The organism is Massilia terrae, from assembly GCF_024753145.1.
Classification (GTDB): Bacteria; Pseudomonadota; Gammaproteobacteria; order Burkholderiales; family Burkholderiaceae_D; genus Telluria; species Telluria terrae.
Genome location: NZ_JANUGU010000011.1, coordinates 106,492 through 133,071 on the forward strand (window position 1 = coordinate 106,492; position 26,580 = coordinate 133,071).

The 26,580-nt window shown below is 67.7% G+C and carries 26 protein-coding genes; 15 read left to right on the plus strand and 11 right to left on the minus strand.

The window, feature by feature from the left end; translation table 11 throughout:
* Nucleotides 1–43 precede the first annotated feature (43 nt).
* Genes NX778_RS23125 through NX778_RS23135 form a run of 3 tightly spaced genes read left to right on the plus strand, consistent with a single transcriptional unit; the run spans nucleotide 44 to nucleotide 2,460 of the window.
* On the plus strand, nucleotides 44–304 hold the full coding sequence (locus NX778_RS23125; RefSeq protein ID WP_258814163.1) for a FeoA family protein: 261 nt from the start codon (nucleotides 44–46) through the stop codon (nucleotides 302–304).
* Nucleotides 305–307: 3 nt separating this feature from the next.
* Nucleotides 308–2,191, plus strand: a complete 1,884-nt coding sequence (gene feoB, locus NX778_RS23130; RefSeq protein WP_258814165.1) for a ferrous iron transporter B — start codon at nucleotides 308–310, stop codon at nucleotides 2,189–2,191.
* Between the two features lie 5 nt (nucleotides 2,192–2,196).
* Nucleotides 2,197–2,460, plus strand: coding sequence for a DUF6587 family protein (locus NX778_RS23135; RefSeq protein ID WP_258814166.1), 264 nt, complete (start codon nucleotides 2,197–2,199; stop codon nucleotides 2,458–2,460).
* Between the two features lie 66 nt (nucleotides 2,461–2,526).
* On the opposite strand, the gene NX778_RS23140 is transcribed toward NX778_RS23135, so the two are convergent.
* The 3 genes from NX778_RS23140 to NX778_RS23150 form a co-directional block, all read right to left on the minus strand.
* A complete protein-coding gene (locus tag NX778_RS23140) occupies nucleotides 2,527–2,901 on the minus strand; it encodes a COG4315 family predicted lipoprotein (RefSeq protein WP_258814167.1) in 375 nt (124 codons plus the stop codon).
* A 50-nt stretch (nucleotides 2,902–2,951) separates the two neighbouring features.
* A complete protein-coding gene (locus NX778_RS23145; RefSeq protein ID WP_258814168.1) occupies nucleotides 2,952–3,827 on the minus strand; it encodes a DUF72 domain-containing protein in 876 nt (291 codons plus the stop codon).
* A 166-nt stretch (nucleotides 3,828–3,993) separates the two neighbouring features.
* The gene (locus NX778_RS23150) at nucleotides 3,994–5,916 is read right to left on the minus strand and encodes a CocE/NonD family hydrolase (RefSeq protein WP_258814169.1); all 1,923 of its coding nucleotides are present in this window, start codon (nucleotides 5,914–5,916) and stop codon (nucleotides 3,994–3,996) included.
* Nucleotides 5,917–6,103: 187 nt separating this feature from the next.
* Between NX778_RS23150 and NX778_RS23155 the strand changes: the two genes are divergently transcribed.
* The 3 genes from NX778_RS23155 (at nucleotide 6,104) to NX778_RS23165 (ending at nucleotide 8,446) form a co-directional block, all read left to right on the plus strand.
* Nucleotides 6,104–6,877 (plus strand): 5'-3' exonuclease, encoded by a 774-nt coding sequence (locus NX778_RS23155; RefSeq protein ID WP_258814170.1) that lies wholly within the window; start codon nucleotides 6,104–6,106, stop codon nucleotides 6,875–6,877.
* A 24-nt stretch (nucleotides 6,878–6,901) separates the two neighbouring features.
* Nucleotides 6,902–7,291, plus strand: coding sequence for a response regulator (locus tag NX778_RS23160; RefSeq protein ID WP_258814171.1), 390 nt, complete (start codon nucleotides 6,902–6,904; stop codon nucleotides 7,289–7,291).
* Nucleotides 7,292–8,071: 780 nt separating this feature from the next.
* On the plus strand, nucleotides 8,072–8,446 hold the full coding sequence (locus NX778_RS23165) for a hypothetical protein (protein WP_258814172.1): 375 nt from the start codon (nucleotides 8,072–8,074) through the stop codon (nucleotides 8,444–8,446).
* Between the two features lie 37 nt (nucleotides 8,447–8,483).
* Here the strand turns inward: NX778_RS23165 and mnmA are convergent, their stop codons facing one another.
* Together mnmA and NX778_RS23175 are read right to left on the minus strand one after the other, a co-directional pair.
* Complete coding sequence (mnmA, locus tag NX778_RS23170; RefSeq protein WP_258814173.1) at nucleotides 8,484–9,587, minus strand: tRNA 2-thiouridine(34) synthase MnmA; 1,104 nt, start codon at nucleotides 9,585–9,587, stop codon at nucleotides 8,484–8,486.
* The gene (locus NX778_RS23175; RefSeq protein ID WP_258814174.1) at nucleotides 9,584–10,087 is read right to left on the minus strand and encodes an NUDIX hydrolase; all 504 of its coding nucleotides are present in this window, start codon (nucleotides 10,085–10,087) and stop codon (nucleotides 9,584–9,586) included. Before NX778_RS23175 ends, mnmA begins: the two co-directional genes overlap by 4 nt.
* Before the next feature lie 261 nt (nucleotides 10,088–10,348).
* Here NX778_RS23175 and NX778_RS23180 point away from each other — a divergent pair, with 261 nt between their 5' ends.
* From NX778_RS23180 to NX778_RS23190, 3 genes are all read left to right on the plus strand, one after another.
* Nucleotides 10,349–11,461: a Re/Si-specific NAD(P)(+) transhydrogenase subunit alpha gene (locus NX778_RS23180; protein WP_258814175.1), complete on the plus strand. Its 1,113-nt coding sequence runs from the start codon at nucleotides 10,349–10,351 to the stop codon at nucleotides 11,459–11,461.
* A gap of 134 nt (nucleotides 11,462–11,595) precedes the next feature.
* Entirely contained in the window at nucleotides 11,596–11,940 is a 345-nt protein-coding gene (locus tag NX778_RS23185; RefSeq protein WP_258814176.1) for an NAD(P) transhydrogenase subunit alpha part 2, read from the plus strand.
* Complete coding sequence (locus NX778_RS23190) at nucleotides 11,937–13,397, plus strand: NAD(P)(+) transhydrogenase (Re/Si-specific) subunit beta (protein WP_258814177.1); 1,461 nt, start codon at nucleotides 11,937–11,939, stop codon at nucleotides 13,395–13,397. Before NX778_RS23185 ends, NX778_RS23190 begins: the two co-directional genes overlap by 4 nt.
* A 116-nt stretch (nucleotides 13,398–13,513) precedes the next feature.
* Here NX778_RS23190 and NX778_RS23195 read toward each other — a convergent pair whose 3' ends face one another.
* The 4 genes from NX778_RS23195 to NX778_RS23210 are packed head-to-tail and all read right to left on the minus strand — an operon-like array spanning nucleotide 13,514 to nucleotide 17,816.
* The gene (locus NX778_RS23195; RefSeq protein ID WP_258814178.1) at nucleotides 13,514–14,701 is read right to left on the minus strand and encodes a UbiH/UbiF/VisC/COQ6 family ubiquinone biosynthesis hydroxylase; all 1,188 of its coding nucleotides are present in this window, start codon (nucleotides 14,699–14,701) and stop codon (nucleotides 13,514–13,516) included.
* The gene (pepP, locus tag NX778_RS23200; protein ID WP_258814179.1) at nucleotides 14,698–16,032 is read right to left on the minus strand and encodes a Xaa-Pro aminopeptidase; all 1,335 of its coding nucleotides are present in this window, start codon (nucleotides 16,030–16,032) and stop codon (nucleotides 14,698–14,700) included. Before pepP ends, NX778_RS23195 begins: the two co-directional genes overlap by 4 nt.
* Nucleotides 16,029–16,748 carry an N-acetylmuramate alpha-1-phosphate uridylyltransferase MurU gene (murU, locus tag NX778_RS23205; RefSeq protein ID WP_258814180.1) on the minus strand — a complete coding sequence of 240 codons (720 nt, stop codon included), beginning with the start codon at nucleotides 16,746–16,748 and terminating at the stop codon, nucleotides 16,029–16,031. The genes pepP and murU overlap by 4 nt, the downstream gene beginning before the upstream one ends.
* A gap of 9 nt (nucleotides 16,749–16,757) precedes the next feature.
* Complete coding sequence (locus tag NX778_RS23210; protein WP_258814181.1) at nucleotides 16,758–17,816, minus strand: aminoglycoside phosphotransferase family protein; 1,059 nt, start codon at nucleotides 17,814–17,816, stop codon at nucleotides 16,758–16,760.
* Between the two features lie 111 nt (nucleotides 17,817–17,927).
* Between NX778_RS23210 and NX778_RS23215 the strand changes: the two genes are divergently transcribed.
* From NX778_RS23215 to rsmA, 6 genes are all read left to right on the plus strand, one after another.
* On the plus strand, nucleotides 17,928–18,461 hold the full coding sequence (locus tag NX778_RS23215; protein WP_258814182.1) for a dihydrofolate reductase family protein: 534 nt from the start codon (nucleotides 17,928–17,930) through the stop codon (nucleotides 18,459–18,461).
* A complete protein-coding gene (locus NX778_RS23220; RefSeq protein ID WP_258814183.1) occupies nucleotides 18,458–19,006 on the plus strand; it encodes a TetR/AcrR family transcriptional regulator in 549 nt (182 codons plus the stop codon). The genes NX778_RS23215 and NX778_RS23220 overlap by 4 nt, the downstream gene beginning before the upstream one ends.
* 202 nt (nucleotides 19,007–19,208) lie before the next feature.
* On the plus strand, nucleotides 19,209–21,467 hold the full coding sequence (locus NX778_RS23225) for an LPS-assembly protein LptD (RefSeq protein WP_258814184.1): 2,259 nt from the start codon (nucleotides 19,209–19,211) through the stop codon (nucleotides 21,465–21,467).
* Between the two features lie 26 nt (nucleotides 21,468–21,493).
* The gene (locus NX778_RS23230) at nucleotides 21,494–22,897 is read left to right on the plus strand and encodes a peptidylprolyl isomerase (protein ID WP_258814185.1); all 1,404 of its coding nucleotides are present in this window, start codon (nucleotides 21,494–21,496) and stop codon (nucleotides 22,895–22,897) included.
* A gap of 4 nt (nucleotides 22,898–22,901) precedes the next feature.
* The gene (gene pdxA / locus NX778_RS23235; protein WP_258814186.1) at nucleotides 22,902–23,951 is read left to right on the plus strand and encodes a 4-hydroxythreonine-4-phosphate dehydrogenase PdxA; all 1,050 of its coding nucleotides are present in this window, start codon (nucleotides 22,902–22,904) and stop codon (nucleotides 23,949–23,951) included.
* 15 nt (nucleotides 23,952–23,966) lie between these two features.
* Nucleotides 23,967–24,737 (plus strand): 16S rRNA (adenine(1518)-N(6)/adenine(1519)-N(6))-dimethyltransferase RsmA, encoded by a 771-nt coding sequence (gene rsmA / locus NX778_RS23240; RefSeq protein WP_258814187.1) that lies wholly within the window; start codon nucleotides 23,967–23,969, stop codon nucleotides 24,735–24,737.
* Nucleotides 24,738–24,822: 85 nt separating this feature from the next.
* Here the strand turns inward: rsmA and NX778_RS23245 are convergent, their stop codons facing one another.
* Together NX778_RS23245 and NX778_RS23250 are read right to left on the minus strand one after the other, a co-directional pair.
* Entirely contained in the window at nucleotides 24,823–26,313 is a 1,491-nt protein-coding gene (locus NX778_RS23245; RefSeq protein WP_258814188.1) for a vanadium-dependent haloperoxidase, read from the minus strand.
* Between the two features lie 23 nt (nucleotides 26,314–26,336).
* Nucleotides 26,337–26,522: a hypothetical protein gene (locus NX778_RS23250; protein WP_258814189.1), complete on the minus strand. Its 186-nt coding sequence runs from the start codon at nucleotides 26,520–26,522 to the stop codon at nucleotides 26,337–26,339.
* Nucleotides 26,523–26,580 lie beyond the last annotated feature (58 nt).

Sequence of the window (26,580 nt, forward strand, 5' to 3'; positions counted from 1 at the left end):
TAGGTTTATGATGTTCTCATCTGTCCTGAAAGTGGCACCCATCATGACCCTGGCACCGACCCTCACCACGCTCGACACCCTCAAGGCAGGGGAGAGCGCCACCGTGATCCACCTCGCCCCTTCCGCCAACGCGGACGGGCTGGACGTGCCGCGCCGGCTGATGGAACTGGGCTTCGTCCCGGGCGAGCGCATCCGCATGCTGAAGCGCGGCCTGCCGGGCGGGCCGCTGGCGGTCAAGGTCGGCCAGTCGACCTTCGCGCTGCGCCGCTTCGAGGCGGCGCTGGTGTCGATCCGCGCGGAATAAGCGATGGGTGCAGTCGAACAGCAAGTGGCGGCCAGGGCGCCGCTGATTGCGTTGCTGGGCAATCCGAACTGCGGCAAGACGGCCCTGTTCAACCGCCTGACCGGCGCGCGCCAGAAGGTCGCCAACTACGCCGGCGTCACCATCGAGCGCAAGGAAGGCAGCTTCACCTCGCCCGCCGGGCGCGCCTTCCGCGTGCTCGACCTGCCGGGCGCCTACAGCCTGTCGGCCCACACTCCCGATGAAGCGATCACGCGCGACGTGGTGGCCGGCCTGCGCCCGGGCGAGGCGGCGCCGGATGCGGTGGTGTGCGTGGTCAACGCCACCAACCTGCGCCTGAACCTGCGCCTGGTGCTGGAGATCCGCCGCCTCGGCCTGCCGATGGTGCTGGCCCTGAACATGGTGGACGTGGCGAAGAAGCGCGGCATCGTGGTCGACACCGCCAAGCTGGAAGCGGAACTGGGCATGCCGGTGGTGGAGACGGTGGCGATCCACAGCGGCGGCGAGAAGGCGCTGCTGGCGCTGCTCGACCGCCTGCCCTTCGAGCAGGCGCCGCCGCCGCAGCCGCTGTCGGCGATCGACGCGGTGTCGGTCGAGGACACCCAGCGCGAAGTGCGCCGCATCCTCGACCTCGCCACCAGCCACGCCAACGACACCGGCAACCTCAGCGAGCAGATCGATGCGGTGGTGCTGCATCCGGTGGCCGGCCCGATCCTGCTGGCGGCGATCATGTTCCTGGTGTTCCAGGCCGTGTTCAGCTGGGCCCAGTTCCCGATGGACCTGATCAAGAGCGGCGTGGAGGCGGCCGGCACCTGGGCCGGGCAGCTGCTGCCGGACGGCCCGTTGCGCGGCCTGCTGGTGGACGGCATCTTCGGCGGCGTCGGCACGGTGCTGCAGTTCCTGCCGCAGATCCTGATCCTGTTCTTCTTCATCCTGGTGCTGGAGGATTGCGGCTACCTGCCGCGCGCCGCCTTCCTGCTCGACCGCATGATGGGCGGGGTCGGGCTGTCCGGCCGCGCCTTCATTCCGCTGTTGTCCTCGTTCGCCTGCGCGATCCCGGGGATCATGGCGGCGCGCACCATCCAGAATCCGCGCGACCGGCTGGTGACGATCATGATCGCGCCGCTGATGACGTGCTCGGCGCGCCTGCCGGTGTATGCCCTGATCATTGCCGCCTTCATCCCGAGCAAGGTGGTGGGCGGCGTGATGAACCTGCAGGGGCTGGTGCTGTTCCTGCTGTACGTGGCGGGCGTTGCCAGCGCGATGGCGGTGGCCTGGTTCATCAAGCGCACGCTGGGCGCGAACCGCCAGCAGCCGCTGATGCTGGAGCTGCCGGCCTACCACTGGCCGCACCTGCACAACCTGGCGCTCGGCTTGTGGGAGCGGGCGCGCATCTTCCTGACCCGCGTCGGCACCGTGATCCTGACGCTGATGGTGCTGGTGTGGTTCCTGTCCAGCTTCCCCGGCGCGCCGGCGGGGGCGACCGAACCGCCGATCTATTACAGCATCGCGGGCATGCTGGGGCGGGCGCTGTCGGTGGTGTTCGCGCCGATCGGCTTCGGCTGGCAAATCTGCATCGCGCTGGTGCCGGGCATGGCGGCGCGCGAAGTGGCCGTGGGCGCGCTCGGCACCGTGTACGCGCTGTCCGGCGGCGGCGAGGATATCGCCAATGCGCTGGCGCCGGTGCTGGCGCATTCGTGGTCGCTGGCCACCGCGCTGTCGCTGCTGGCGTGGTATGTGTTCGCGCCGCAGTGCATGTCGACCTTGTCGGTGGTGCGGCGCGAGACGGGCAGCGTGCGCTGGTCCTTCATCATGACGGGGTATATGTTCGCGCTGGCCTACACGGCGTCGTTCATCACCTACCGCGTGGCGCTGGCACTGGGAGGCTGAGGATCATGGTCCAGTACCTGATTGTCGGACTGATCGTGCTGGTGGCGGCGCTGCAGGTGGCGCGCAAGTCCATGCCGGCCGCGTGGCGGCGCAAGCTGGTGTATCTGCTCAGCGGGCGCAAGGCGGGGGCGCAGTCGAAGATGGTGAAGTGGCTGGATACGGATGCCAGCTGCGGCAGCGGGTGTGACACGTGCAAGGCGTGCGAGACCGAGCCGCAGCCGCCGGCCGAGGGCAAGCACCGCGTGATCAAGCTGCGGGTCGAGCGCTAGGCCGCGTGACTGCACGCTCAGCATGGGTCCTCGCCTGCGCGAGGACGACGTGGCTGGTGCTCGGGGTCAGTTCGTGACCACGTGCCACGCGCCCTGCATCAGCTTGTCGCCGGTCTTGTCGCCCGGGTTCTTGTCCTTGATGAAGGTGTACAGCGGCTTGCCCTTGTAGGTGATCTGCAGGCTGCCGTCCGGCCGCTTGATGGTGTTGAAGGGCGGCGACAGCACCGCCGTGCTGGCCTGCACAGGCGGCCAGTTGTCGGCGCATTTGTCGAGGCACGCGCTTTTGCGGCGCTTGTCCTTGTCGAAGGTGTAGACGGTCATGCCCCGGGCGTCGACCAGCACGCCGTTCTGCTTGTGCAAGGGGACGTCGTCCTGCGCCAGCACGGGCCCCGCGACGAGGGCGGCGGCGATGACTGCGGTATATAGGCTGAGGGATTTCATTTGCACGCTCCAAAGAAACACAACTCTACCGGGACCACTGCCATCTTATTTTAGCGCATGCCGAGCTTTTGCATGAGTTTGTTTGCATCGAAAGGCGCGTGCACCTTGATGTCGTTGTCGAAGTAGCAGAACAGGTCGCGCCTGGCGCGTTGCGGCGGCGCCTTGCCGGACACCCTTTGCGCATCGTCCGGCTGGCCGCCGCCGGTCCAGGCGCGAATCCGCGCGGCCCAGCGCTCCAGCGCCTCGTCGCTGTAGCCGCTGGCGTACAGCTCCTTGTCGCCGTGCAGGCGCAGGTACATGAAGTCGGCGGTCACGTCTTCCATATAGGGCCATTTGCCGGCGGTATCGGCCACCACCAGCGCGATCTTGTATTGACGCAGCAGGGCGATGAAGGCCTCGTCGCGAAAGCTCTCGTGGCGGACCTCGATGGCGTGGCGCAGCGGGCGTTTCGGGCCGGCGTCGAGCGAGGTGCGGCCTTCCATGCGGGGCTCGTATTGGCGGGCCCTGGCCAGCGCTGCGTCGGTGTCGTGCGGCAGGCAGCGGAAGAAGCGCTCCATGCGGTCCGGTTCGAACTTGAAGTTGGGCGGAAACTGCCACAGGAAGGGGCCGAGCTTTTCGCGCAGTTCGAACACGCCGGAGGCGAGCACGTTGGCGACCGGGCCTTCCGGTTCGGACAGGCGCAGGATGTGGGTCAGGTAGCGGTTGCCCTTCACCGAGAACATGAAGCCGGGCGGGGTGGCGGCGTACCAGGCGGCGTAGCTTTCCGGACGCTGCAGGGAGTAGAAGGAGCCGTTGATCTCGATGGTGGGCAGCTGGCGCGAGGCGTATTCGAGCTCGCGGTGTTGCGCCAGGCCTTCCGGGTAGAACACGCCGCGCCAGGGCGCGTAGCGCCAGCCGGAGATGCCGATGTAGATGGAGCCGCTCATGATCGGCTCAAGATAGCGCGGCGGCCGGGAAGGCTCTGTGTGGTGGCGAACACTGCTTCCCCCAAAACCGTCGTCCCGGCGCAGGCCGGGACCCATGCTGCGCTGGCGTTTCGACAACGCAAGCTGTCTATGGGTCCCGGCCTGCGCCGGGACGACGGTTGGAGGGTTATTTCACGACCGGCAGCTCGATCCGGCTTTCCTGGCCCGGCGCGTGGTAGATCCGCTGGGTCGCCTTCTGGTAGTCCGCCGGGGTGGCGTAGAAGATGTTGGGAACGAAGGTCTGCGGGTTGCGGTCATACAGCGGGTACCAGCTCGACTGCACCTGCACCATGATCCGGTGACCCGGCAGGAACACGTGGTCGACGTTCGGCAGCGCGAACTGGAAGTTGGTCGGCTTGTTCGCCACCAGCGCGTGCGGCTTGTCGAAGCCGTCCACGTAGCGCCCGCGCAGGATGTCCATCGCGATCGCCAGCTGGTAGCCGCCCAGCTCCGGCTGGCGCGCGACTTCGTCCGGGTAGACGTCGATCAGCTTGACCACCCAGTCCGAGTCCGTGCCGCTGGTCGAGGCCACCAGCTTCACCTGCGGCTGGCCGGCCAGCTGCAGCGGCGCCTTCAGCGGTTCGCTCACCCAGCTGAGCACGTCCGGGCGGTCGACCACGGCGCGCTGGTCGGTCACCAGCCACGGGCGCCAGACGTTGCCGTCGCCCATGCGCACCGGGCGCGGCACGAAGGGCACCGGCTTGGCCGGGTCCGACACGTACTCGTCATAGGCGCTGCCGGCGGCCGGCTTGTCGAAGCCGAGCTTGCCCGAAGCCTGCAGGTAGAGCGGGGTGGCGGCCGGCGCCAGCGGCCATTTGTCGAGGCGGTGCCAGCGGTTGGGGCCGGTCTGGTAGGACCACACCGGCGGGGTGTCGGCCTTCGGCGCGCCGTCCATCAGGTACTGGTCGAAGAAGGGCAGCATGATGTCGTGGCGGAACTGGGCGGCGGTGTCGCCGCTCCACTTGAACGGGCCCAGGCTGGAGCCGTCGCCATTCACCTGGCTGTGGCGCCACGGACCCACCACGAGGAAGTTCCTGTCGTTGTTCTTGTCCTTCGGCTCGAGCGCGGCGTACACCGCGTAGGCGCCGTAGATGTCTTCCTGGTCCCAGCGCGACACCAGGTTCATGGTCGGCACCGTCAACGGGCGCGCGCCCAGGATCTTGTCCAGCGCCTGGTGCTGCCAGTAGCCGTCGTAGGCCGGGTGTTCGAAGACCTTCTTCGTGAAGTTCAGCTGGTCGATGCCGTACCGGTGGGCGAAGTCGCCGGCCGAGCCGGCGCGCAGGAAGGCGTCGTAGTCGTCGTGGATGCCGGTGACAATCTCCGCGCCCTTGCCGGGCGCCGCGTTCTGGCCGGTGATGTAGGCGAAGTTCGATTCGCGGAAGGCGCCGTTGTGGAACCAGTCGTCGCCGCGCCAGCCATCCACCATCGGGCTTTCCGGCACCGCCGCCTTCAGCGCCGGGTGCGGGTCGACCAGTGCCATCAGCACGGTGAAGCCTTCGTAGGAGGAGCCGACCATGCCCACCTTGCCGTTCGACTGCTTGACGTTCTTCACCAGCCAGTCGATGGTGTCGTACGCATCGGTCGAGTGGTCGACCTGGGTGTTGTTCAGGGGGCCGCGCAGCGGGCGCGTCATCACGTAGTCGCCTTCGCTGCCGTACTTGCCGCGCACGTCCTGGTAGACCCGGATGTAGCCGTGCTCGATGAAGGCGTCGTCGGCGTCGCCCAGCGCGGAATCGATGTGCGGGCTTTCCATCCGCTCGGCGCGCTTGGAAGCGTTGTACGGGGTGCGGGTCAGCATGATCGGCGCGTGGCTGGCGCCGTTCGGGATCACGATCACGGTGTGCAGCTTGACGCCGTCGCGCATCGGGATCATCACGTCCTGCCTGGTGTAGTCGGCGCCGGGCGCCAGCACTTCGAATTTCTTGGCCGGGATGTCGGGCGCCATCGCCGGGGTCTGGGTCTGGGCGAGGGCCGGCGCGCAGGCGGCGGCGAGCAGGAGCGGAAGCAGGCGCGGATGCAGGCGCGGATGCAACTTGCGGGAACGGTACATCGGGATCTCCAAGAATCGTTGTTGTGTGAGCGGGCCGGTAGGCCAAGTTGCCGCCGAGAATGTTACACCGAACTGTGGCGGCGCGTGCGTCCGGTGCGCATCAATACCGATGCGGTTCCCGGCCGCGCCGAAGCAGGCGATAATGCGCAACTCAGCGGGTCATCCGCGCGGACTTCGATAATCAAACATGGGCAAGCTGCTTGCGATCGATGGCCTGAACATCGTCAGGCGCGTGTACGAGGCCAGCCCCGAGCCGGACTCGGAGCTGAAGGCCGGCATCGCGCTGCGCCACGCCTTCGCCTCCTTCGGGCGGCTGCTGGAAGCGCACGCGCCGACCCACGTGCTGGCCGCCTTCGACCATGGCGGCGCGACCTGGCGCCACGCGCTGTACCCGCGCTACCGCGAGCACCGCGCGCCGATGCCGTCCTTCCTGCGCGATGCGCTGCCGGAATTCCACGCCTCGCTCAAGCGGGTCGGGGTGCATGCGCTCAGCGTGCCGGAGGTCGAGGCCGACGACGTGATCGGCACCGGCGTGCTGCGCTGGCTGGCGGAGGGCCGCGGCGAGGCGGTGGTGGCCACCACCGACAAGGACCTGCATGCGCTGATCGCCGACGGTGCACTGGTGTGGGACCACTTCAAGGGCGAATGGCACGACGATGCCTGGGTGCGCCAGCGCTTCGGGGTCGGGTCCGAGCGCCTGCACGACCTGCTGGCGCTGATGGGCGACGCCACCGATGGCGTGCCCGGCGTGTCCAAGGTCGGCATGAAGACGGCCGCGCGCCTGCTCAATGCCTACGGCGACCTGGACGCGGTGATGGCCGGCGCCGGCATCCTCAAGACGCCGCTGGGCGAACGGCTGCGCGCCGAGCGCGAGATCCTGTACCTGTCGCGCCGGCTGGTGGCGCTCAAGACCGATGTGCGGCTGGGCGTGACGTGGAAGATGCTGGCTTACGAGGCGTGAGGATATGAAGGACGGGAACCAGGAATGCTCAAGGCGCTGATCGTCGACGCGAATGCGATTTCGCGCGGCTTGCTCAATACCGTGCTGAGCGAGGGCGGCCACGACGTCGTCGCCCAGACCCACACCGGCGCGCAGGGGCTGGCGCTGGCGCTCAAGCACCAGCCGCAGCTGGTCTGCGTCGCGCGCGAGCAGGCCGAGGATGACGGCCAGTTTGTCGAGCAGTTGCGGGCGCAGCTGCCCAAGGCCATCGTGTTCATGGTGTCGGGCTCGCTGGATGCGCCGGCCATTCAGGCGGCCATGGCGCGCGGGGTCCACGGCTTCATCGTCAAGCCATTCAAGGCCGATGCCGTGCTGCGCACGATCCGTAATACCGTCCTCGCCATCGTCAGGAAACAGCGCCCGCAACCAGGCTGAGAGCGAGGCTGAGAACGAGGCTGAGAGCGAGGCTGAGAACGAGGCTGAGAACGAGACTGAGAACGAGGCTGAGAACGAGACTGAGAACGAGGCTGAGAACGAGACTGAGAACGAGGGGCCCGCACCAGTGCGCAGTTTGAGCGACGCGCCGGACGCCGTTCCCACACGCCCATTTCCTATCCCAAACACGCCCGGTCCAGGGACGGTATATCCGCCGAGCCCCCTGCACCCATGCGTTCTTTTTTTGCTTCCTCATCGGGTCTCGTTGGGTCGAATTCGTTCTCCGCCCAAGCCGCGAGATTGAATAGGAAGAGAAGAGATCAAGAGAGATCAAGAGAATCGAACGAATGCAGGTCTGGAACCGACCGCGCTTGCGTCCGGCCTGTTCTCATCTCCCGGGGGCCTTCCGCCGACGGCACAACTGCTTCTCGCGCGATCTCGTTGCGCTGTGCCATTCAGTCTCCTCTGGTCGTTTTTGAACTCATCCATACGGACGAGGTCCAATGAGCACAAATTCGACCGAACGAGAATGCAAAAGGAGAGCCAATTATGTCAGGAGATCCGCTTCTACCATCCCATGCCATGCGCCGGCTTGCGGAGTTCCTTAAGGAATCCGGCAGCCGCCTCCCGCCCGCTGACCTGGCGGCTGAAGCAATTGACGATTGGATTGCCCGTAAGCGCGGGCAATTGCCTGACGTAGTGATCGCCACGCCCAACGGTTATCGCTGGAAATCCCTGTTCCTGCCGGAAGGAACTCGGCTCAGGATGGAATGTGCCGGGATGAGTTTCGATGCGCTCGTGCAAGGATGCAATCTCGTGTACAAGGGGCGCGCCGTCTCCCCGCGCCAGATGACGCTTGAGGTGGCGGGCAAGGGCTACAACGCCTGGCGCGCGCTGTGGGTCCTGCTGCCGGGCGAGACGCGCTGGAAGCAGGCGCGCCGGCTGCGCGACGACATCCGGCAGTTCGCGGCGCCACTGGCGCTGCCCCCGCATGAGGCGATGGCTGCCGCGGCCGCGTGCATGTCGGAAACCCTGCGCAGCGCGCTGGCGCTGGTGGATCACTCCACGCGCCAAGCCCTGCCGCCACTGGAGCGCCGCCAGGAGCGACATCGCCGCCAGTCGGACTCGATGCTCGACGACGTCATGAAAGACTAGCTGAAACCGAGTGCCGAAGCGCTGGCCGGAGCCGGCCTCACACCGTGCTGGCCGCGTCGATGATCCCGCCGCCCAGGCACACATCGCCGTCATACAGCACGGCCGACTGCCCCGGCGTCACCGCCCACTGCGGCTCGTCGAAATCCAGCGTGAAGCGCGCCATGCCCTCCGGCCGCACGCTGCAGGCCACGTCCGCCTGGCGGTAGCGCGTCTTGGCCGACAGCTTGCGTGCGCCCGGCGGCTCGCCCGCGATCCAGCTGGCCTGGCCCGCCGCCAGGTGCGGCGACAGCAGCCACGGATGGTCATGCCCCTGCACGATGTACAGCGTGTTGTTGGCGATGTCCTTGCGCGCCACGAACCACGGCTCGCTGGTGCCGTCCGCGTTCTTGTGCGACTTCAGCCCGCCGATGCCGATGCCCTTGCGCTGGCCCAGGGTGTAGAACGACAGCCCCACGTGCTCGCCCACCACCGTGCCGTCGTCCAGTTTCATCGGCCCCGGCTTGTGCGACAGGTAGCGCCCCAGGAACTCGCGGAACGGCCGCTCGCCGATGAAGCAGATGCCGGTCGAATCCTTCTTGGCCGCATTCGGCAGCGCCAGGCGCTCGGCGATCTTGCGCACCTCGGTCTTGGGCGTCTCGCCCAGCGGGAACAGCGACTTCGATAACTGCGCCTGGTTCAGCCGGTGCAGGAAATAGCTCTGGTCCTTGGTGCTATCCATCGCTTTCAGCAGCTCGAAGCGCCCGTTGTTTTCCCTCACCCGTGCGTAATGCCCGGTCGCGATCAGGTCCGCGCCCAGCTTCATCGCGTGGTCGAGGAAGGCCTTGAACTTGATCTCGGCGTTGCACAGCACGTCCGGATTGGGCGTGCGCCCGGCTTGGTACTCGCGCAGGAACTCGGCGAACACGCGGTCCTTGTACTCGGCCGCGAAATTGACCGCCTCGATGTCGACCCCCACCACGTCGGCCACGCTGGCCGCGTCGATCCAGTCCTGGCGCGACGAGCAGTATTCGGAATCGTCGTCGTCTTCCCAATTCTTCATGAACAGGCCGATCACTTCATAGCCCTGTTCCTTCAGCATCCACGCCGCGACCGAGGAGTCGACTCCGCCCGACATCCCGATCACGACTCTTTTCTTGCTCATGTTGCGTCCGTCTTGATGGTAAGCGCATGGTCGTACACCGACGCATGCGTGTGCAGCAGGGCCAGCGCGGTGCGCCGCCCGGCCAGGTAATCGTCCACGCACTGCAGCACGATCGGGCTGCGGTGGCGCTCGCTGCAGGCGGCCAGTTCCTCGCGCGTCAGCCACAAGGTGCGCAGGATGCCGTGGTCGAGCGGCTGGTCGTACTCTTTGCCGGCCTTGCCGCAGAAAGTGAAGCGCAAATAGGTGACGTCGCGCCCGCGCGACTTCGACAGGTAGCGCGACATATACATCCCCACCAGCGCCTCCGGCAGGAACTCGTGCGCGGTCTCCTCCAGCACCTCGCGCACCACCGCCTGCTCCAGCGATTCGTGCGGGTCGAGGTGGCCGGCCGGCTGGTTGATCCGGATTCCCTCGCTGGTTTCCTCCTCGATCAGCAGGAAACGGCCATCGCGTTCGATGATGGCGGCCACGGTGACTGATGGTTTCCAGGTATGGGTCATGCGCGTCCTCGACAATGAGCCGACATTCTACCTTGCTGCGCCGCGCCACGCTCAGCCTCAGGTGCGCGCCGGCGCCGTCCGCACGGGCGATCTTCCTTGATCTGATACAAAAAACGCCGGGATAGTGCTGCAAACGAATCGTATTTCGCCGGACAATGGCCGGTTCGCGCGCCGCGAAAATATTTGTTGATAGGCAAGTACTTTTCCGGTGTAATGGGACGCGTACGCGGATGCAGAGGCACATCTAATCGGAGGGATTTCATGCGAATTGGTATTCCGGCGGAAACGCGGCCGGGCGAAACCCGGGTGGCGGCGACCCCCGAAACCGTCAAGAAACTGGCGGCCCGCCACCAGCTCGTGGTGCAGGCCGGGGCCGGCGAGCGCTCCTCGGTCCCCGACAGCGCCTATGCCGCGGCCGGCGCCACCATCGGCAGCGCCGCCGATGCGCTGGGCGCCGACCTGGTGCTCAAGGTGCGCGCCCCCGACGCCGCCGAGCGCGCCCAGATGCACGCCGGCGCCGTGCTGGTCGGCATGCTCAATCCCTTCGACCGCGACACCCTGGCCGCGCTGGCCGACGCCCGCCTCACCGCCTTCGCGCTGGAAGCCGCGCCGCGCATCACCCGCGCCCAGTCGCTCGACGTGCTGTCCTCGCAAGCCAACATCGCCGGCTACAAGGCCGTGATGCTGGCCGCCAACACCTACCAGCGCTTCATGCCGATGCTGATGACCGCCGCCGGCACCGTCAAGGCCGCCCGCGTGCTGATCATGGGCGTGGGCGTGGCCGGCCTGCAGGCGATCGCCACCGCCAAGCGCCTCGGCGCCGTGATCGAGGCCTCCGACGTGCGCCCGCCGGTCAAGGAACAGGTCGAATCGCTCGGCGCCAAATTCATCGACGTGCCCTACCTGACCGACGAGGAACGCGAGATCGCCAAGGGCATCGGCGGCTACGCGCGCCCGATGCCGGCCGACTGGATGCGGCGCCAGGCCGAGCTGGTGCACGAGCGCGCCAGGCTGGCCGACATCATCGTCACCACCGCCCTGATCCCGGGCCGTCCGGCGCCGGTGCTGATCTCGGAAGAGACGGTCAAGGCCATGAAGCCGGGCTCGGTGATCGTCGACATGGCGATCGAGCAGGGCGGCAACTGCCCGCTGACGGAGCTGGGCAAGACCGTGGTCAAGCACGGCGTCTCCATTATCGGCGAGCCCAACCTGGCCGCGCTGGTGGCCGCCGACGCCTCCCAGTTCTACGCCCGCAACGTGCTCGACTTCCTCAAGCTGATCCTCGACAAGGACGACCAGCTGGTGATCGACCGCGCCGACGAGATCGTGGCCGCGACCCTGATGTGCATGGACGGCGAGCTGCTGCGCAAGTAAGCAAACAGCCACCAACAGCCAAACCGTCGTTCCCGCGCAGGCGGGAACCCATAGACCGCGTGACGGGACGCTCAGTATGGATTCCCGCCTGCGCGGGAACGACGACAGAGGATTAACTTAAAGGTGAGGCAAGCATGGAAGTCAGTCACATCATCATCAACCTGGTCATCTTCGTGCTGGCCATCTACGTCGGCTACCACGTGGTGTGGAACGTCACCCCGGCCCTGCACACGCCGCTGATGGCCGTGACCAACGCGATCTCCGCCATCATCATCGTCGGCGCCATGCTGGCCGCCGGCCTGACCGAAGGCGTGACCGGCCAGGTGGCCGGCACCATCGCCGTGGCGCTGGCCGCGGTCAACGTGTTCGGCGGCTTCCTGGTCACCCAGCGCATGCTGGAGATGTTCAAGAAAAAGGAGCCAAAAGCGAAAGCCGCCCCCGCTAGCGCCGCCGTGAAGGCCGGGGAGGAAGTCGCATGAACGGCCTCAGCATGAATATGGTCACCTTGCTCTACCTGGTCGCCTCGGTCTGTTTCATCCAGGCGCTCAAGGGCCTGTCCTCGCCCTCGACCGCGCGCGCCGGCAATATGTTCGGCATGAGCGGCATGGCCATCGCCGCCGTCACCACCGTGGCCCTGATGTTCAAGCTGCGCGCGACCCTGGCCCCAGGCGGCATGGGCTTCGCCCTGGTGCTGCTGGGCGTGGTGGTCGGCGGCGCCATCGGCGCGCTTGCCGCGCGCCGCGTCGAGATGACCAAGATGCCGGAACTGGTGGCCGCCATGCACTCGCTGATCGGCCTGGCCGCGGTCTGCATCGCGGTCGCCGCCGTGTCCGAACCGTGGGCCTTCAATATCGTCCCGCGCGCCACCGTGCTCCCCTTCGGCAACCGGCTCGAACTGTTCATCGGCACCTTCGTCGGCGCGGTGACCTTTTCCGGCTCGGTCATCGCCTTCGGCAAGCTGTCCGGCAAATACAAGTTCCGCCTGTTCCAGGGCGCGCCGGTGCGCTTCGCCGGCCAGCACTGGCTCAACCTGCTGCTGGCGCTGGCCATCGTCGCCCTCGGCCTGGCGTTCTGCTTCGACGACAACCCGCTCGGGCCGGCCTGGACCCCGTACGCCCTGATGGCGCTGCTGGCCTTCGTGCTGGGCGTGCTGATCATCATCCCGATCGGCGGCGCCGACATGCCGGTGGTGGTCTCCATGCTCAACAGCTACTCGGGCTGGGCCGCGGCCGGCATCGGCTTCTCGCTCAACAACGCGATGCTGATCATCGCCGGCTCGCTGGTCGGCTCTTCGGGCGCGATCCTGTCCTACATCATGTGCAAGGCGATGAACCGCTCCTTCTTCAACGTGATCCTCGGCGGCTTCGGCGGCGAGACCGATGCCGGCGCCGGCAGCGGCACGCAGGAGCAGCGTCCGGTGAAATCCGGTTCGGCGGACGACGCCGCCTTCATCCTGCAGAATGCCGAATCGGTGATCATCGTCCCGGGCTACGGCCTGGCGGTGGCGCGCGCCCAGCACGCGGTCAAGGAGCTGGTCGACAAGCTGACCGAGCACGGCGTGCAGGTGCGCTACGCGATCCACCCGGTGGCGGGGCGCATGCCGGGCCACATGAACGTGCTGCTGGCGGAAGCCGAAGTGCCGTATGACCAGGTGGCCGAGATGGAAGACATCAACAGCGAATTCGGGCAGACCGACGTGGTGCTGGTGCTGGGCGCGAACGACGTGGTGAACCCGGCCGCGAAGGACCCGAAATCGCCGATCGCGGGGATGCCGATCCTGGAGGCGTACAAAGCCAAGAGCATCATCGTCAACAAGCGCTCGATGGCCAGCGGCTACGCGGGCTTGGACAATGAGCTGTTCTACCAGCCGAATACGATGATGGTGTTCGGCGACGCCAAGAAGGTGATCGAATCGATGGTCAAGGCAGTCGAATAAAACAGCCTAAAAACCGTCGTCCCGGCGAAGGCCGGGACCCATGCTGAGTGTGCGGCTACGCAGCTTGTCTATGGGTCCCGGCCTTCGCCGGGACGACGGTTTTGAGGGTAAGGATGTTATTCGGTGTAGCGGGGCACTCGCCCCCCGCGGTGCCCGAACATCATCAGCTCCGCCAGCAGCATCCTGGCCGGCGTGACGGTATCGAGCACCGCCAGCGAAATGCCGAACAGCGACTGCAGCGGCCCCGTATCCGTGAACAGGCGCGCCATCGCATCCGTGAGGCTGATGGTGAGCCGGCGGTCCTGCTGCCGCTCCGCCACGAACTCCAGCACCGCCTGCGGGCTCGCGCCGCGCGTGGCCAGCATCCTGGCCAGCACCGCCGCATCGCGCAAGCCCAGGTTGAGCCCTTGCCCCGCCACCGGATGCAGCGTCTGCGCCGCATTCCCCACCGCGACCGTGCGCGCGGTCGCACGCGCATCCGCATTCAAGCCGAGCGGATACGCCACCCGCGCCGACACCCGCGTGAACCTGCCGAGCCGGCCGCCAAAGGCCTCGCCCAGCTGCGCAAGAAAACGCCCCTCGTCCATCTCCACCAGCTGCGTCGCCCGCTCCGGCTTCACGCACCACACCAGCGCATACTGGTGCCCGTCCGCGCCGTCCTGCGGCAGCAGGGCCAGCGGCCCTTCCTCGGTGAAGCGTTCGAACGCCCGGTGCGCAATCGGATGCGACACCGTCACGCGCGCGATCACGCCGGTCTGCCCGTAATCGCGCTTCTGCGCGCGGTCCTGCTGCTGTCCGAACAGGCCGCCCTCGGCCTGCACCGCGACCAGCGCGCGCACCGTACGCCCATCGTCCAGCGGCAGCATCACCGCATCGTCCTGCTCGTCCGCCGCCAGCACCCGCGCCGGCCGGATCACCTGCACGCCGGCCCGCTCGCACGCCTTGGCCAGCGCGTCGACCACGTCGCCGTAGCGCGCCACATAGCCCAGCGCCGCCAGCTTGTGCTCGGCGCGGTCCATCATGCTGCGTCCCAGCCGCCCGCGGCGCGACACGTGGATCTGGTGGATCGCCGTGGCCGGCAGCGGCCAGGCGCCCAGCTCTTCCAGCAGCAGGCGGCTGCCCCAGGCCAGCGCGATCGAGCGCGGATCCGAGATCGCCTGCCCCAGCCCTTTCGCATCGACCAGCGCGATGCGCTTCCCCGGCATGCCGCGCCGCGCCAGCTGCGCCGCCAGCGCCATGCCCACCGGACCGGCGCCGCAGATCGCCACGTCGACGTCCGGCTGCCCGCTGCGCAGCTCACTCATGCTGCGCCCCGCATCAGTGCCTCGATGTCGTCGACGGTCTTCGGCGCGGCCCAGGTCAGCACCCGGCAGCCATCCGCGGTCACCACCACGTCGTCCTCGATCCGGATGCCGATATGCCAGAACTGCTCCGGCACGCCGTCCGCCGGCCGCACATAGATGCCCGGCTCCACCGTCAGCACCATCCCGGGCTGCAGCGCGCGCGAGGGCTTGCCTTCGACCGCGCTGTCGCGGTACTGGCCGGCGTCGTGCACGTCCAGTCCCAGCCAGTGGCCGGTGCCGTGCATGTAGAAGGGCGCGTAGGCGCGCTCGGCGATCGCATCGTCCAGGCTCGCGTACTTGCCCTTGTCGATCAGCCCCAGCTCCAGCATGCCCTGGGTGAGCACGCGCAGCGCCGCCGCGTGGATGTCGCTGTACGGCCGCCCCGGCACCACCGCTTCGATCGCGGCCTGCTGCGCCGCCAGCACCAGCTGGTACAGCGCCTTTTGCGGCGCGGAAAAGCGGCCGTTGACCGGCCAGGTGCGCGTGATGTCGGCGGCGTAGGAATCGAACTCGCAGCCGGCGTCGATCAGCAGCAGGTCGCCGTCGCGCGCCTGCGCGTTGTTGCTGTTGTAGTGCAGGATGCAGGCGTTGGCGCCGGCCGCCACGATTGGCGTGTAGGCCGGATACTGCGCGCCGTTGCGGCGGAACTCGTGCAGCAGTTCGGCCTCGATCTCGTATTCCCACATGCCGGGCCGCGCGGCGCGCATCGCGCGCGCATGCGCCGCGCCCGAGATGTCGGCGGCGCGCTGCATCAGCGCCAGCTCGGCCTCGTCCTTGATGACGCGCATTTCGTCCAGCACGCCCAGCACGTCGTGCAGCGCGGCCGGGGCCAGCACGCCGCTGCGGGCCTGCGCGCGCACCGCGCCCAGCCAGCGCGCCACGCGCGCGTCGAAGGCGTTGTCGCGCCCGACCGGGTACCACAGCGCCGGGCAGTCCGCCAGCAGGCGCGCCATCTGCGCATCCAGCTCGTCGATCGGGTAGGCCTCGTCGAAGCCGAAACTGCTGCGCGCGCCGTCCGGGCCGTAACGGAAACCGGTCCAGGTCTCGTGCTCGATATTCTTCTCGCGGCAGAACAGGATCGAACGCGCCGGCGCCGCGCCCCTGGCCGCCACCACCACCACCACGGCCTGCGGCTCGGTGAAGCCGCTCAGGTAGTAGAAGTGGCTGTCGTGCCGGTAGGGATACTCGCTGTCGGCATTGCGCAGCACTTCCGGCGCGGTCTGCAGCACGGCCACCGCGCCCGGCTGCATCTGCTGTGCCAAGCGCGCGCGGCGCGCTGCAAACGGGTTCATACCGCGGCCCTCGCTTGCAGCGGCGCGTTCAGTTCTTCGAGCTGGCGCACCGTGCCGACGTTCACCCACTCGCCGTGATAGACCTCGCCGCCGATGCGTCCCAGGTCCACATACTTGCGCATCAATGGCCCGAACTTGGCGAAGTCGCCCGGCTTCACATCGGCGAACAACTCCGGCCGGTACACGCCGATGCCGGCGAAATTCCACTTCGGCGAACCCTCGTTGGCCAGCGTGTACATGTCGAGCGCGAAGTCGCCGTTCGGGTTGTGCCAGGGATTCGGCGTCAGCCAGAACCAGGCGATGTCGCGCTGGTCCACCGGATACGGCTTGCCCAGCATGTCCTCATCCTTCAGCGCATCGAGTGCCTGCGCGAAGTCGAAGTAGGGCGCGTAGATATCGCCCGACACCACCAGGAAGGGTTCGTCGCCCAGGAGGTGCAAGGCGTTCGCCACGCCGCCCACGAATTCCAGCGGCACCGGCTCGTGCGAGTAGGCGATCCTGGCGCCGTACTTGCTGCCGTCGCCCAGCTCTTCCTCGATCATGTGGCCGAGGTGCGAATGGTTGATCACGATCTCGCTGATCCCGGCCCGCACGAGGTTGAGCACGTGCCAGGTGATCAGCGGCCGCCCGCGCACCTTGAGCAGGGGCTTGGGGCAGGTGTCGGTCAGCGGTCGCATCCGCTCGCCGCGTCCGGCGGCAAGAATCATGGCTTTCATCGGGGCGTCTTAAAAGGTGTAGCCGACCTGCGGCGCTTTTTCCTCGAAGGTGTCGAGCAGGCGCAGCAGGGGTTTCAGTTCTTTGTAGCGGTTGGCGGTCTTGCGCACATAGTCCATCACGGTCGGCAGGTCGCCCATGTAGACCGGCTTGCCGTCGCGGTAGTTCAGGCGGCAGAAGATGCCGAGGATTTTCAGGTGCCGCTGCAGGCCCATGAATTCGAAGTCGCGGTAGAAGGCGTCGATGTCCGGGTTCACCGGCAGGCCCAGCTTCTTCGCGCTCTGCCAGTAGCGCACCGCCCAGTCCAGCACCTGCTCCTCGTCCCACTGGATGTAGGCGTCGCGCAGCAGCGAGGCGAGGTCGTAGGTGACCGGGCCCCACACCGCGTCCTGGAAGTCCAGCACGCCCGGGTTGCCTTCGTCGAGGAACATCAGGTTGCGCGAGTGGAAGTCGCGGTGCATGTAGACCTGCTGCTGCGCCAGCACGTTGGCGCAAATGGCCTCGAACACCTGGTCCAGCTGGGCCTTCTGCGGCTCGCTCATCGTGATGCCGAGGTGGCGCGTGACGTACCACTCGGGGAACAGGTTCATCTCGCGCAGCACGAAGGCGCGGTCGAATTCCGGCAGCACGCCAGGCTGGCTGGCCAGCTGGAACTTGAGCAGCGCGTCCACCGCGTCCGAATACATGAAGGGCGCGTTGTCCGCGTCCAGCCGCTGCAGGTAGGTGGTGGTGCCCAGGTCCGACAGCAGCAGGAAGCCGCGTTCGACGTCGCGCGCGACGATCGCCGGCACCGTCACGCCGGCATCGCGCAGCAGGCCGTCGACGTGGATGAAGGCCGGCACGTTCTCGCGTTCGGGCGGGGCATCCATCGCGACCAGGGTGTCGCCCAGCTTGGCGCGCAGCGCCGGCAGCACGTCGAGCCGGAAGTAGCGGCGAAAGCTGGCGTCGGACGAGGCCGGGCGGCGCGAGTCCGCGTCCACCAGATTGAGCGAGGCCAGCCAGCCGGCCAGCATCGCCAGGCGCGTGTCCTTGTCGGCGGAAGTGGGAGTGTGTTGAGACAGGGAAGACATGAAGCGGGCGGGAGATCCGGTTGATAAACTCGGTTGCCATCATACGCGATTTCCCATCCCGTCTGCGCCAAACCGCATATAATATACACCGTATATTTAACCGGGGATGACATGACGACAGCACATGTTTTTATCGCCAAGAGCCTGGATGGCTTCATCGCCCGCGCCGACGGCGACATCGGCTGGCTGCTGGCGCGCGACGATCCGGCGGAGGATCATGGTTATGCGGCTTTCATTGCTGACAAGGACCTGGTCGTGATGGGCCGCGGCAGCTACGAGAAGGTGTGCAGCTTCGACCCCTGGCCCTACCAGCTGCCGGTGCTGGTGTTGTCCGCCCGCCTGGCCGGCACGCCGGTGCCGCCTGCGCGCGCGGGCAAGGTCCGCTTCGCCAATCGCGCGCCGGCGGCGCTGATGGATGAACTGGCAAGCCAGGGCGTGCGCCGCATCTATCTCGATGGCGGCCAGCTGGTGCAGTCCTTCCTGCGCGCGGGGCTGGTTGCCGACATGGTCATCACGACGGTGCCGGTGCTGATCGGCGCCGGCCGGCCGCTGTTCGGGGCGCTGCCGCGCGACGTCGACCTGCGGCTGCTGTCCAGCCGCAGCTTCCCGTCCGGCCTCGTGCAATCGACCTACCGCCTCGCATGACGCGCCCGCGCGGACGCCCGGCCGGCGGCGCCGGGCTGGAGCAGCATGCGATCATCGAGCAGGCGCTGGCGCTGCTGGAGGAGGGCGGCGGGCAGGGGCTGACCATGCGCGCGCTGGCCGCAAGGCTCGGTGTTTCACCAATGAGCCTGTACCGCCACGTCGGCGACCGCGCCGCCCTGCTGCAGGCGCTGTCGGACCGCGTGTACGCCGGCGTGCTCGATGCCGAAGCGGGCCAGGCGGATGCACGCGCCGCGCTCGCGGCCCTGCTGCTGCGCTACCATGCGACCGTCGCCCGCCATCCGCAACTGACCCTGGCGCTGTTTGCCGCGCCCGACGCGCTGGCCGGCGTCACCGGCCGCATCACCGCGCGCCTGGCCGAATTGCTGGCGGCGCTCACGGACGCGCCGCTGGCCTGGCGCGACATCCTGGTCGACCACGCGCACGGCAGCGGACTGGCCATCGCCGCCCATGCCGGCGGCCAGGCCGCGCTGCACACCGGGTACCGGCAGGCGCTGGAACGCCTGCTCGACCGGCTGGCCGCTTGAGCCAACGCAAGCGCATCCCGCGCCGCCAAATTGTAACAATTGCCCCGCGGCGTTTCCCTGCAATTTCAAGCACTTGCGCCCTGCTCCCCGCAGGCGCCGCGACGCGATGTGGCTGGGCGTTTGCGACCGTACTGAACAAGTTCCCATATAATAAGGAATTCAATCTGAAGAATCGCCCGTATATGGTGCAATACCTCCGTTCATGAGCTTGTTTGCGGCCCTCCCACTTTCGCGCACCACCGCCGTCGTGCTCGGCGCGCTCGCGACCTTTGCCACCGGGCCGCTGCTCGCGCAGACCGCGCCGGCGCCCGCATCCAGGCCCGTGAACGAGGACCAGCAGCCGGTCACCGTGCGCGCCGAGGAGATCAACGGCCGTCCCGACCGCCAGCTGGACCTGAAGCGCGAGGTCGAGATCACGCGCGACGGCACCGGCCTCACCGCCGACACGGGCTGCTACCTGATGGTGCCCAACCAGGTGTCGGCCAGCGGCAACGTGAACATGTGGCGCTTCGGTGACCGCTACAAGGGCGACGCCCTCGAACTGAACCTCGACACCGGCAAGGGCTGGGTCACCAACCCGCAGTACCACCTGCAACTGAACAACGCGCAGGGCCGCGCCGAGCGCATCGACTTCCTGTCCGAAGACGTCGGCCTGGTTTCGGACGGCACCTACAGCACCTGCGAGGGGCCGGACCCGGACTGGTACCTGAAATCCTCGCGCCTGCGGCTCGACACCGGCCGCGACATCGGCACCGCGGCCAGCACCGTCATCTACTTCAAGGGCGTGCCCATCCTCGGCACGCCGGCGCTGTCGTTCTCGCTGTCGGGCGCGCGCCGCTCCGGCTGGCTGCCGCCCTCGATCGGGGTCGGCTCCAAGGGCAGCGGCGAGCTGATGGTGCCTTACTACGTCAACATCGCGCCCAACCGCGACCTGACCCTGTTCCCGCGCATCATGTTCAACCGCGGGGTGCAGCTGGGCGCCACCTTCCGCTACCTCGGCGTCACCGACGCCGGCCCGTACAGCGGCGAGACCCACGTCGAGGCCCTGCCCAACGACCGCATCCGCCACCGCGACCGCTGGCTGGTGCAGTCGATGCACAACCAGACCGTCGGCCAGGGCTGGACCTACGGCTGGACCGTGCACGCGGCCTCGGACGACAACTACCCCAGCGATTTCTCGCGCACCGTGGCCGCCTCCGCCGAGCGCCAGCTGCTGCGCGAACTGCGCACCGACTACGGCGCGCGTTACTGGAGCCTGTCGGCGCGCGTGCAGAGCTACCAGGTGCTGCAGGACCCGGCCTCGGGCGGCAACCCCGGCTCGCCGCTGTTCGTGCCGCGCCCGTATGACCGCCTGCCGCAGCTGAACTTCCATGCCGGCCGCTACGACGTGCTGGGCGGCTTCGACTGGTCGGTCGACGCCGAGGCGGTGCGCTTCTCGCATCCGGACGGCCTGGTCGAGGGCAACCGCCTGGTGTTCGTGCCGCAGCTTAGCCTGCCGATCGTGCACCCGGGCTGGTTCCTCACGCCCAAGCTGATGCTGCACGCGACCAAGTATGACCTGACCAACAACAAGGACGCCTTCGGCAAGCCCTTGCCGAATTCGATCGACCGCACCGTGCCCACCTTCTCGCTCGACAGCGGGATGGTGTTCGAGCGCGAGGCCAGCCTGTTCGGGCGCGCCGCCACGCAAACGCTGGAGCCGCGCCTGTTCTACGTGCGCACCCCGTACCGCAACCAGGACGCGATCCCGAATTTCGATACCGCGGTGGCCGGCTTCAACTACGCCCAGCTGTTCACCGAGAACCGCTTCGTCGGCGCCGACCGCGTGTCCGATGCCAACCAGGTCACGGCGGCCGTGGTGTCGCGCTTTATCGAGTCGAACGGCGTGGAACGGTTGCGTGTGGCGGTCGGCTCGCGCTACTATTTCGACGATCCGCGCGTCCTGCTCAACCAGAGCGAGCCGCGCAACCAGTCCCGTTCCGACGCGCTGTTCGCGGCCGGCGGCCGGATTTCCGACGAATGGAGCTTCGATAGCGGGGTACAATACGACGCGCAAGGCCGCAGCCTGTACAGCTCGAACGCGGGCCTGCAATGGCAGCCGGCGCCGATGAAGGTGGTCAACGCCGAATACCGTTATCAACGCGACAGCTTCCGCAACGCCGACCTGTCGGGCCAGTGGCCGCTGTCGATGCGCTGGTACGGCGTGGGCCGGATCAGTTATTCCCTGAAGGATAAAAAATTGCTCGAGAGCCTGATCGGGCTCGAGTACAAGGCGGATTGCTGGGTGTTCCGGATGGGCGCGCAGCGCTTCGTGACCGCGGCCCAGACCACCTCGACGCCGATCTTCTTCCAACTCGAGCTGAATGGATTGTCGCGACTCGGTTTCGGCAACCCGCTGGAATCGTTTAACAAGAGCATCCCCGGCTACACCCGGCTGAACACCAACGTCGGCCATCCCTAGACCGGGGCGCAATGGATCAACCTGAAATGAGTGCTTCCCAGATGATGCGTACCACCCGTTTGCAACAGATTTCGCTCGCGGCGGCACTGCTGTGCGCGTTCGGCGCCGCACCCGCTTTCGCCCAGTCCGCCAAGGCGCCGGCGGCGGCGCCCGCGGCCAAGCCCACCGGCTTCCTGCCGCCGGCCTCGGCCAACGCCAAGGTGATCGATTCGATCGCCGTCGTCGTCAACGACGAGGTGATCACGAAGAACGAGGTCAAGGGCCGGGTCGATTCCGTGGTCGCGCGCATGCGTGCCCAGAACGCCCAGCTGCCGGACATGGACGACCTGCAGAAGAACGTGGTCGAGATGATGATCACCGAGCGCGCCAAGATCCAGCTGGCCAAGGAATACGGGGTCAAGGTCGACGACGTCACGCTCGACCGCACCATCGGCCGCATCGCCGAGAGCCAGAAGATGAGCGTGCAGGACATGCGCAACCAGATGGAGAAGGAAGGCATGGCCTTCTCCGCCTTCCGCGAAGAAATCCGCAACGAGATCATGCTGCAGCAGCTGCAGGAGCACGAGGTCGACCGCAAGATCCAGGTCACCGACGCCGAGATCGACACCTATCTCGCGGCCCAGAAGGCGGCCGCCGCCGACAAGGTCGAGATGAACCTGTCGCAGATCCTGATCGGTATCCCGCAGAACGCCTCGCCCGAGCAGATCGCGGCGCGCAAGGCGCGCGCCGATGAAGTGATGCGCCAGCTGCGCACCGGCGCCGATTTCGCCAAGATCGCCTCCACCTATTCCGACGCGCCGGACGCGCTGAAAGGCGGCGAGATCGGCTGGCGCGACCCGGACCGCCTGCCGCCGCAGTTCGCCACCGAGCTGCGCAAGCTGAAGCCGGGCCAGGTCACCCTGATCAAGGCCACCATCGGCTTCCAGATCCTCAAGCTGGTCGACGTGCGCAAGCTGCAGGACGACGCCGCCAAGCCGGCCATGGAGCAGCAGACCCACGTGCGCCACATCCTGATGAAGGTCACGCCGACCATGACCGAAGCCGAGGTCAAGCGCAAGCTGCTGGAGCTGAAGGAAAAGGTCGACAACAAGGCCGCCACCTTCGAGGACCTGGCGAAGCAGTATTCGCAGGACGGTTCCGCCTCCAAGGGCGGCGACCTGGGCTGGGTGCAGGCGGGTGACACGGAGCCGGACTTCGAGAAGGCGATGGACGCCCTCAAGCCGGGCGAGATCTCGGGCGTGGTGCAGTCGCCGTTCGGCTTCCACCTGATCCAGGTGGTCGAGCGCAAGAGCGAGGACACCTCCAAGGAGAAGGAACGCGCGGTGGCGCGCCAGGTCATCCACGAGCGCAAGCTGATGGAAGCGGCCGAGGACTGGTCGCGCGAAGTGCGTGACCGTGCCTATGTCGAGTTCCGCGACGATAACAAGTAAGCCCATGAGCCCAGCGCCTGCCGCGCGCCGCCCGGCGCTGGCGATCACCACCGGCGAGCCGGCCGGCATCGGCCCCGAGATCGCGATCCGGGCCGCCTGGGCGCTGCGCGGCGACGCCAATTGCATCCTGGTCGGCGACGCTGCCTTCCTGGCGATGACGGCGGGCGCCATCGACCCGGCGATCCGGCTGTCGGCCGTGTCGCTGCAGGCCCTGCGCTACAGCGGCCTGCCGCATTTCGGGCCGGACCGCATCGCGGTGGTCGACGTGCCGCTGGCGGCCCACGTGGTGCCGGGCACGCTCGATCCGGCCAACGGCCGCGCGGTGCTGGACATCCTCGACGCCGCCATCGAAGGCGTGCGCGCCGGGTGGTTCGAGGCGATCGTCACCGCGCCGCTGCAAAAGAGCACCATCAACGACGCCGGGGTGCCGTTCTCCGGCCACACCGAATACCTGGCCGAAAAGACCGGCACGCCGCAGGTCGTGATGATGCTGGCCGGTTCGCCCGGCAACGGCCAACCCTGCCTGCGCGTGGCGCTGGCCACCACCCACCTGCCGCTGAAGGACGTTCCAGGCGCGATCACGCGGGACGGCCTGGCAAAAGTGCTGGACATCATCGACCACGACCTCAGGACCAGGTTCGGCATCGCCGCGCCGCGCATCCTTGTCACCGGGCTCAATCCGCACGCGGGCGAGAACGGCTACCTCGGGCGCGAGGAGATCGACGTCATCGAGCCGGCCCTGCTGGCGGCGCGCGCGCGCGGCATCGATGCGCAAGGCCCGTATCCGGCCGACACCCTGTTCCAGCCGAAGTACCTGAAGGACGCCGACTGCGTGCTGGCGATGTACCACGACCAGGGCCTGCCGGTGCTCAAGCACGCGACCTTCGGACGCGGCGTCAACATCACGCTCGGCCTGCCGCTGGTGCGCACTTCGGTCGACCACGGCACCGCGCTCGATCTCGCGGCGCGCGGCCTCGGCCTGGCCGACTGCGGCAGCATGGAAGAGGCGATCCGCGCCGCCCTGCAGATGGCCGTGGCCAGCCGCACCCACTAAAAACAGAAAGCAGCAATGAAACACGTCGCCCGCAAGCGCTTCGGCCAGAACTTCCTGACCGATGACCATGTACTGAACAACATCATCGACGCCATCGGCCCGCGCAAAGGCGATGTGATGGTCGAGATCGGGCCGGGCCTGGCGGCGATGACGGCGCTGCTGCTCAAAGTGCTCGACCACATGCACGTGGTGGAGCTGGACCGCGACCTGGTGGCGCGCCTGGAGAAGTCGTATCCGCGCGAGCGCCTGACGGTGCATTCGGGCGACGCGCTCAAGTTCGATTTCGCCTCGATCCCGGTGCCGGCGGGGCGCAAGCTGCGCGTGGTCGGCAACCTGCCGTACAACATTTCCAGCCCCTTGCTGTTCCACCTGGCCGAATTCGCGCCGGTGGTCGAAGACCAGCACTTCATGCTGCAGAAAGAAGTGGTGGAGCGCATGGTGGCCGAGCCGGGCACCAAGGCCTACAGCCGGCTGTCGGTCATGCTGCAGTGGAAGTACGACATGGAGCTGTTGTTCGTGGTGCCGCCGACCGCCTTCGATCCGCCGCCGCAGGTCGATTCCGCGATCGTGCGCATGATCCCGCGCGCCCAGCCGCTGGCGGTCGATGGCGCGCGGCTGGAAGCGGTGGTGCAGAAAGCCTTCTCGCAGCGCCGCAAGGTGATCCGCAACTGCGTGGCGGGCATGTTCACCGAGGCGCAGCTGGTCGAAGCCGGCATCGACCCGGGCGCGCGGCCGGAGACCGTCAGCCTCGAACAATACGTCGCGCTGGCGAACTTGAAATCGTAGGGAGAACGTGGTTCCCGCCACGGCGGCCGGCGAGGTCGGGAACGACGTTCCTGGCGAATGGTGACGGTAGCTTGACATCAGCCACTCAAGCCCGCCCTTCCCAGAACGCCTTCGCCTTCGCGAACGCCGCCGCCCCCACCTTCCGCCCCAGCGCCTGCCCCGCCACATTCGCATTGTCGAAGTGAATCCCGCCATAGATGCGCGACAGCCCCGCTTCCGCCGCCGCATCGCTGAACGTGGCCCAGCTGAGCGTCACATCCTGCGCAGGCGCCCCCGGTTCGACCACCATCGAACCGGCTGCCTTGGTGTAGTTGCCCCCGAACGCATCGCTGCCCGTGAAGCGGAGCAGCACCTCGGCCGCCGCCGCGCTGAAGGTGCTGTGGCCCGACACGTGTTCCGGAAACGGCGGCGTCGGCGCCGTGACGAGCTGGTAGGGCACCCAGGCCTCGCCGGCGATGGTGTGCAGCCCGCCGGCCGGCCCCTGCGGCCCGTAACCGGTGAGGCTCTTCCCACGGAACAGGTAGCGGATCGCCGTGATCGGCCGCTCCGAGTCGTAGGCGCGCTTGGCGTCCCAGCAGGCGATGGCGGCATCCGCCAGCGCGTTCGACAGCGCGAAGAACAGCTTCACGTCCTCGTCGTCGCCGTGCTTGTCGCGCTCCGACACATACAGCGCGATCAGGTTCCAGTGGCCCGGCGGCAGCTCCGAGCTCGGCCCGTCGGCCCAGTATTCGGCGATCACCTTCTGCGCGTCGGTGAGGGCGGCCAGCACCTCCACCAGCCGGGCCGCCTGCGCTTCGTATTCCGCGCTGCCGAAGGCCGCCGGCGGCCCGGGCCGGAACTGGCTGCCGGCGTCCATGCCGAAGGGCTTGACCCGCCCCCAGGCCGCGCCCACATAGGGTTGGGTGACGGTGGCGCCGCTGGCGTCGGCATAGCGCAGCGGCTGCCAGTGGCCGGGCGCGGGAATGCCGTCGGCCGGCGTCGGCGTGGCGGTCGCCAGCGGCGGGTTTTGCGCCTTGTAGCCGGTGTAGTCGGCATACGCCACGCCGCTCGGCGCCAGGTCGCCCAGCTGGTTGGCGCCGTCGGCATGGCAGAACGCCAGCTCGGCATTGGTCAGCGCGACGGCGGCCCCGGCCGCCGTGTCCGGGCTGGCGCCGGGCGCCGCCGGCTGCAGGCCGAGGTTGGCCAGGTAGGCGTCGAACGCCGCCTTTTGCGAGGGGAACTGGTCGACCAGCGCGGTGTAGGCCGCCTGGCACAGGGCCGCGGTCTTGCTGGCGGCGGTGCGCTCGCTCGCGGCCAGCCGGATGGCCTGGCCGTGGGTGGCGCGGGCCGTGTCGTCGAACGCGGTCCAGGCGTTGTACATGCAGGTGTGCAGCACCGCGAGCGAGCGCGCCACCATCGGCGGGCCGGGCTTGACCGTGCGTATCGCCTGCAGGGCGGTGCGGGTCCACCCGGCCACCGCCTTGATTTCGGGCGCCGCGACCGGCGGCGGATCGTCGTCCCTGCTGCCGCCGCACGCGCCGAGCGCGCCGCCGATTGCTGCTCCAGTACCGTACTTGAGGAAAGTGCGCCGCTTCATGTCAGCCTCCGTGGGTCGGGTGGTCAAGCCAGTATCCCGAAGGCCTGCAGGCGCGCGCCTTGAGCATTGTCAGGGAAGCGCGCGGCGCGCCCGATCTCGTCGAATGGCGAAAAAAAAGCCCACCAGACGGTGGGCTTGAAGTCCAATTCTTTTTGAGGAGAGTTGGAGGAGACAGGTGCAGTATGCTGCGTGACAGCATCGGCGTCCAATTTCGATTCCGAATGCGCTTTATCACGAGCGCGAATTCAGACGCGACAGGCGAAAAAA

Coding starts and splice junctions, on each gene's coding strand:
- NX778_RS23125 (WP_258814163.1), top strand. CDS start 44: ATGACCCTGGCACCGACCCTCACCACGCTCGACACCCTCAAGGCAGGG.
- feoB (WP_258814165.1), top strand. CDS start 308: ATGGGTGCAGTCGAACAGCAAGTGGCGGCCAGGGCGCCGCTGATTGCG.
- NX778_RS23135 (WP_258814166.1), top strand. CDS start 2,197: ATGGTCCAGTACCTGATTGTCGGACTGATCGTGCTGGTGGCGGCGCTG.
- NX778_RS23140 (WP_258814167.1), bottom strand. CDS start 2,901: ATGAAATCCCTCAGCCTATATACCGCAGTCATCGCCGCCGCCCTCGTC.
- NX778_RS23145 (WP_258814168.1), bottom strand. CDS start 3,827: ATGAGCGGCTCCATCTACATCGGCATCTCCGGCTGGCGCTACGCGCCC.
- NX778_RS23150 (WP_258814169.1), bottom strand. CDS start 5,916: ATGTACCGTTCCCGCAAGTTGCATCCGCGCCTGCATCCGCGCCTGCTT.
- NX778_RS23155 (WP_258814170.1), top strand. CDS start 6,104: ATGGGCAAGCTGCTTGCGATCGATGGCCTGAACATCGTCAGGCGCGTG.
- NX778_RS23160 (WP_258814171.1), top strand. CDS start 6,902: ATGCTCAAGGCGCTGATCGTCGACGCGAATGCGATTTCGCGCGGCTTG.
- NX778_RS23165 (WP_258814172.1), top strand. CDS start 8,072: ATGAGTTTCGATGCGCTCGTGCAAGGATGCAATCTCGTGTACAAGGGG.
- mnmA (WP_258814173.1), bottom strand. CDS start 9,587: ATGAGCAAGAAAAGAGTCGTGATCGGGATGTCGGGCGGAGTCGACTCC.
- NX778_RS23175 (WP_258814174.1), bottom strand. CDS start 10,087: ATGACCCATACCTGGAAACCATCAGTCACCGTGGCCGCCATCATCGAA.
- NX778_RS23180 (WP_258814175.1), top strand. CDS start 10,349: ATGCGAATTGGTATTCCGGCGGAAACGCGGCCGGGCGAAACCCGGGTG.
- NX778_RS23185 (WP_258814176.1), top strand. CDS start 11,596: ATGGAAGTCAGTCACATCATCATCAACCTGGTCATCTTCGTGCTGGCC.
- NX778_RS23190 (WP_258814177.1), top strand. CDS start 11,937: ATGAACGGCCTCAGCATGAATATGGTCACCTTGCTCTACCTGGTCGCC.
- NX778_RS23195 (WP_258814178.1), bottom strand. CDS start 14,701: ATGAGTGAGCTGCGCAGCGGGCAGCCGGACGTCGACGTGGCGATCTGC.
- pepP (WP_258814179.1), bottom strand. CDS start 16,032: ATGAACCCGTTTGCAGCGCGCCGCGCGCGCTTGGCACAGCAGATGCAG.
- murU (WP_258814180.1), bottom strand. CDS start 16,748: ATGAAAGCCATGATTCTTGCCGCCGGACGCGGCGAGCGGATGCGACCG.
- NX778_RS23210 (WP_258814181.1), bottom strand. CDS start 17,816: ATGTCTTCCCTGTCTCAACACACTCCCACTTCCGCCGACAAGGACACG.
- NX778_RS23215 (WP_258814182.1), top strand. CDS start 17,928: ATGACGACAGCACATGTTTTTATCGCCAAGAGCCTGGATGGCTTCATC.
- NX778_RS23220 (WP_258814183.1), top strand. CDS start 18,458: ATGACGCGCCCGCGCGGACGCCCGGCCGGCGGCGCCGGGCTGGAGCAG.
- NX778_RS23225 (WP_258814184.1), top strand. CDS start 19,209: ATGAGCTTGTTTGCGGCCCTCCCACTTTCGCGCACCACCGCCGTCGTG.
- NX778_RS23230 (WP_258814185.1), top strand. CDS start 21,494: ATGAGTGCTTCCCAGATGATGCGTACCACCCGTTTGCAACAGATTTCG.
- pdxA (WP_258814186.1), top strand. CDS start 22,902: ATGAGCCCAGCGCCTGCCGCGCGCCGCCCGGCGCTGGCGATCACCACC.
- rsmA (WP_258814187.1), top strand. CDS start 23,967: ATGAAACACGTCGCCCGCAAGCGCTTCGGCCAGAACTTCCTGACCGAT.
- NX778_RS23245 (WP_258814188.1), bottom strand. CDS start 26,313: ATGAAGCGGCGCACTTTCCTCAAGTACGGTACTGGAGCAGCAATCGGC.